Origin of the sequence: Microcystis sp. LE19-10.1B (assembly GCF_027530565.1) — a bacterium.
Classification (GTDB): Bacteria; Cyanobacteriota; Cyanobacteriia; order Cyanobacteriales; family Microcystaceae; genus Microcystis; species Microcystis aeruginosa.
Window position 1 is genome coordinate 1 of sequence record NZ_JAPZQM010000283.1, and the last position, 4,168, is coordinate 4,168.

5 protein-coding genes are annotated in these 4,168 nt (G+C 35.9%); 3 read left to right on the top strand and 2 right to left on the bottom strand.

The annotated features are described in order from the left end of the window. Positions 1–175: 175 nt before the first annotated feature. A complete protein-coding gene (locus O9332_RS10075) occupies positions 176–442 on the top strand; it encodes a DUF4258 domain-containing protein (RefSeq protein ID WP_002757425.1) in 267 nt (88 codons plus the stop codon). After that, positions 393–635 carry a DUF2283 domain-containing protein gene (locus tag O9332_RS10080; protein WP_002757423.1) on the top strand — a complete coding sequence of 81 codons (243 nt, stop codon included), beginning with the start codon at positions 393–395 and terminating at the stop codon, positions 633–635. Before O9332_RS10075 ends, O9332_RS10080 begins: the two co-directional genes overlap by 50 nt. 388 nt (positions 636–1,023) lie before the next feature. On the opposite strand, the gene O9332_RS10085 is transcribed toward O9332_RS10080, so the two are convergent. Both O9332_RS10085 and O9332_RS10090 read right to left on the bottom strand, forming a co-directional pair. Further along, positions 1,024–1,983, bottom strand: a complete 960-nt coding sequence (locus O9332_RS10085) for a hypothetical protein (RefSeq protein WP_002757421.1) — start codon at positions 1,981–1,983, stop codon at positions 1,024–1,026. A gap of 18 nt (positions 1,984–2,001) precedes the next feature. Further along, positions 2,002–3,486, bottom strand: a complete 1,485-nt coding sequence (locus O9332_RS10090; RefSeq protein WP_288025255.1) for an AAA family ATPase — start codon at positions 3,484–3,486, stop codon at positions 2,002–2,004. A gap of 257 nt (positions 3,487–3,743) precedes the next feature. Here O9332_RS10090 and O9332_RS10095 point away from each other — a divergent pair. Next, positions 3,744–4,168 (top strand): DUF29 domain-containing protein (locus tag O9332_RS10095; protein WP_288025258.1); only part of this gene is annotated, 425 nt, incomplete at its 3' end.

Sequence of the window (4,168 nt, forward strand, 5' to 3'; positions counted from 1 at the left end):
TCAATCCTTATCTGGCAAGAGATTTAATTGATTAGTTCGCTCCAGATCGCAAACAATTGACAAAAATTGCGGCAATGTCTGTCTCTATAAAGGTTTCATTCCTTATAACCCCGTCCATTGCATAAGACAAACCGAAGAACCCTAATCCCTTACAAAAAAATACTCCGAAATCCTCGTGAACTTTATTTTAAGTCACCATGCCGAAGAAAAAATTATTCAACGCCAAATCTCTTTAAAAATATTGCAGGACATCCTCAATAATCCTGAGCAAATTTTAGAAGAAGATGGACTCAAAGTTTATCAAGGTACGTTTGTCACCATTAACAATCAAACTTATCTTCTGAGAATTTACATTAATGACTTAGTTGAGCCTCAAAAAATTGTTACACTATATGTTACCAGTAAACTTAAAAAATATAGGCAGCTATCAAATGAAAGCTAAATATGATGCTGAAGTTGACGTTTTAACAATTACCTGGCATGACACACCCGTAGAAGAAAGTGAGGCAATCAGTCCGGGGGTTATTCTTGACTATGATCAAGCAGGTAATGTAATCGGGATTGAAATTCTTAATGCTTCTCGAAAAATCGAGAATTTTTCTCCGAATGTGCAGGTAGCTATTTCTTCTCGATAAAGGTGATCGCTGATCCTGTAGTGCGAGCGCCGATCTGTAGGTTGGGTTGAGGTAACGAAACCCAACATTGCCTTTATTTCTTACCTTAATTTTTTGGGTTTCACTTCTACATTTTATTCCATACCAATATCACTATCAAAGATCAGCTTTTCTGAAACTCCCCACATCTGATCATAAATTCCTTCTTCAACATAACGGTGAAAACTGGAATATTGCCAATCTTTCGGAGCGTTTACTAATCCATGATGCACGGTATTCGAGATGATTAACAAAATCTCAATAAAAAACCCTTGACAAATCCCCGCCCTTGACAGATACTTATATATAGAATGGGAATCCGTACCTTCCTACAAACCCTCTTTTTTTAGGTCAAATAATGCGATTAAATTTATTCCTGCTCCCTGGGGTTGAGTTCTAGCTTCAGCAGTTTTAGGAGATGGGAAATATGGCAGCTTGGATTATCGCTATTGTGAGCATAAAATCTTCCTATTTGTAGTGCCAGTTGTTCTCTATATCTTTCTGGGGGTGATGTATGGTCCTCTGGAGGTTCAACTTGTAACCAATATTGCTTCGCTTTTTTGATAGTCAACAGAGCCAGCACTAATTCCGATTGGCTATTGTCGTGGCTAACTTGATATTGTTTTTGCCAAGATAGCTGTAATTTCTCCACTTCCGATAGTTCTAGGTTTTGACAATGAGAAATTCTCCCTTTAACTCTGGAAAAATTATTTTTTAAATCGGCATCATCCTTAATTTTATCTGCCATATCAAGATAAATATTTTCTAGCCTAGCAGCGGAATTTTGATAAACAGCCGAATGTTCGCTAAGAATTGATTGAATATGAGTATCGGGAAAAATAAAATAGCACTCTTTATGAATCAATCCCGTCACCCAAATTCTATGCTGTCCAACCCGATTGACTTTAATCAGTGATTTTTTATATAAGTCCTCAAAAATTTGCTCTAAATCCTTAAATGGATAGGAATCATCTAAACGTTTATTTTGTAAGTCTAAATCGACGATAGCGAACAGTTGCTGGGGATTTAAATAAGAAGCTTCTGGGTTCTCTTGATGCAAACGCAAAAGATTAAAGTAAGTATTTAAAACATCATTTCTATCACCACAGTTAAAAAAAGTCGGTATCTTTTGTCTCCAATCCCTAGGAAGACAAGCTTTATAAAAATTAGCATCGGGAAAATCTGCCATAGCTCGATAGGATTGAGGAGATAACCTGCCGGCATTTTTTTTGATTTCCCCTTCACAGAGGATGACAAATTTATTACGAATTTGACAGTTTGCCAGAATAAATTGACAATGTTCTAAAAGTTCCGTTTCCTTAAGACTCATGGGTTAGTTTCTCCATCTTTATTTCAATAGTTTTGGTTCTATCTCTTTAACATGAGCGGGAGTTAAAGCTTGACAGAGTTCATAGGAATGAGTGGCAAAGATATATTGATTGCTAGGTTCCCATTCCTGCAAGTCCTCAATAATTTTATATTGCCAGTCGGGATGGAGAGCAATCTCAATTTCATCCATCAAGACAATCGCATCTTTTATCCTACGATACTTTAGCCACAGATAGATACTTAATCGCTTCAGTTCCCCATGACTCAAATCCTCTGGATATAATTCTTCTCCGTTTGTGTCTCCTTTGAATTTAAAGGTAATCCCCGATATATCTTTATCTAAATTAATTTCTTTGTCGGATAAAATTGAATTTAAGTTTTGCCGTATTAGTTGATAATTATTTCCATATTCACCAGTTTCTATAGCTTGGGCAAAATCTTGATCACGAGCCATGATAAAGTAATTAATCAATAGCTCAACTGGCAGAAAATCGTAGGTAAATAAGTTGCTAAGTTTCTTTTTAATATCTGCCATGGCTAAATAATAGTTACTAGAGTCTGGATTCCCTTGATTTATCTGAAAAAGACTCTTGTTAGTAGCTTTAGGTAAAAAGATAAAAACTTGCGTTGAAGGTGCGGCTAAAAATATTTTTGAGGATAATTCTTTCATGAATAATTGAAATTCTTCTTGGGTTGCTTGAATAAATTTACACAACAAAAATATCTCTTGATTCTTCTGGTTATTGGCTTGACAAAGATATATTAAGCTATTTATTCCTAAAATATTTTTAATTATTTTTGTTTGCTGAAGTAATGTTTGAGATTGAGGAGCATCAATGTATATTTGAGCATTCGTCATTCCCAGTTTATCTTGAATAGAATTTATTATTACCTCTAAAAAATTTGCTGGATATTCATCTAAGTATATATCTATTGTTGATATTATGTCTAAATCAAATAAAAAATTGAGTTCTTCTGGGGTAAATAAATGTCGAATTAATTTGTTTCTTTCTGTTTCATCTTCTAGCTTCAATGTTGTAAGTTTTTCTTGAATATTTTTGAGTCTTTCACGTTGGCCATTTAGCTTTTTGATTTTTTGTTTAATGTCCTGTAATTTTTTTAAATCATCAACGTTAACAGTATCCAAATCTTCTTTTTGTCCGTCAAGATTAGATACCAAGTCTTTTACATAAGCATCTCTGCAAATAAAAAAATCTAGTTTTACTTCTTCCCGATTGTCGGTTAGAATTTCAAAAATAGCCAGGGTTTTCTGCTCTAACTCATCTTCTAGTTGACATCGATGGAGTAAATTTACCACATATTCTATCTTTTCTGGATCACCAGAACAATGAAGCAGGATAAAAATTAATTGTAGAAGGGTACTTTTGCCACCGCCATTTTGACTACCGATAGGGAATATCTGGGGAAAAAAGTCTTTCTCGAAACTAAGATCAATATTCTTTAACACTCGAAAGTCAGGAACTTGAACCCGTAGTAACCGCATTGTCAAAACCCCTGTAATCCTATCCTCTTGCTCATCTGCTTATTGTAGCCCACAGGCAAAGGTGAAACAATCTCTTATCCTACCGGCCAAATTCTGGCAGATTTTTTCAAAAAAATCCTTGACAAATCCCCGCACTTGACAGATACTTATATATAGAATGGGAATCCGTGCCTGCCTGCGAACCCTCTTTTTTTAGGTTAGATAAGCGTCAAGAAAATAAAAACCTAATACCTGACCAGCACTAAACAGGATAGGGTATGACAACTAAAGACTTATACGAACAAGACTATCTTGCTTGGTTAGAAGAAACGGCCAAACAACTGCGACAAAGACGGACAGATGTATTAGATTGGGAACATCTCGAAGAAGAAATCGAAGCGCTGGGGAATGAACAGAGACATAAAGTAGATAGTTATCTCCTACAATTGCTCATTCATCTGCTTCTCTACCAATACTGGCCGGAGGAAAGAGAAAGATGTGCGCGGGGATGGCAGGACGAAATCGCTAACTTTCGGGTGGAATTAGAACTTTTATTGGAGTCGAAAACCCTTTATAACTATTTTTTAACCAGAATCGCCGTTATTTACCCCAAAGCAGTGAAGCGAGTCCGACAAAAAAGCCAATTACCGGCCGCTATCTTTGCCGAAAGCTGCCCCTATAGTCCCGAACAAATCCTCGATTC